The sequence below is a fragment of the Paracoccus sp. S4493 genome (assembly GCF_000967735.1).
GTDB lineage: Bacteria > Pseudomonadota > Alphaproteobacteria > Rhodobacterales > Rhodobacteraceae > Paracoccus > Paracoccus marcusii.
Window position 1 is genome coordinate 1 of record NZ_JXYF01000171.1, and the last position, 554, is coordinate 554.

Sequence of the window (554 nt, forward strand, 5' to 3'; positions counted from 1 at the left end):
TGCCGCCCCCGTCGATCCGCAATTCGCGGATCGTGCGTTCGTGGTCCGACGTGCGCGTCTTGATCACCGCGATCGACTTCCGCACCTCTCCGTCGGCCTCGAAAAAGCGCAGCATCATCATCGTGTCGGCCAGATAGCTGATGTCCAGGTCCGACCGCAGGTCGCCCGTCACCCCGTGCTGACCCAGGATCATCAGCGAGACCACGCCCTGCTGGGCCAGGTAGCTGAGCAGTTCGTGCATCTGCAGCACCAGGAAATTGTCACTTGGCATCGCGTGCAGATAGGCGTTCAGGCTGTCGATCACGACCAGTCCGACATCGTCCTTCTCGACCGCGCTGCGGACGGCGCTGGCGAACTCTCCGGGGGACAGTTCGGCCGGGTCGATCTGGCGGATCGTCAGCAGGCCGGCGTCGATGAACGGCTGCAGGTCCATGTTCAGCACCCTGGATCGGGTCATCAGCGTGGCCAGCCGTTCGTCGAACAGAAAATAGGCCGCCTTCTGGCCACGCTGCAGGGCCGAGATCATGCAGCGCACGGCGGTCGTCGTCTTGCCC

Annotated in this window: 1 protein-coding gene; it reads right to left on the minus strand. The window is 64.1% G+C overall.

The window, feature by feature from the left end:
• A partial coding sequence (locus TW83_RS15830; protein WP_045983747.1) for an ATPase domain-containing protein occupies positions 1 to 554 on the minus strand: 554 nt, incomplete at both ends.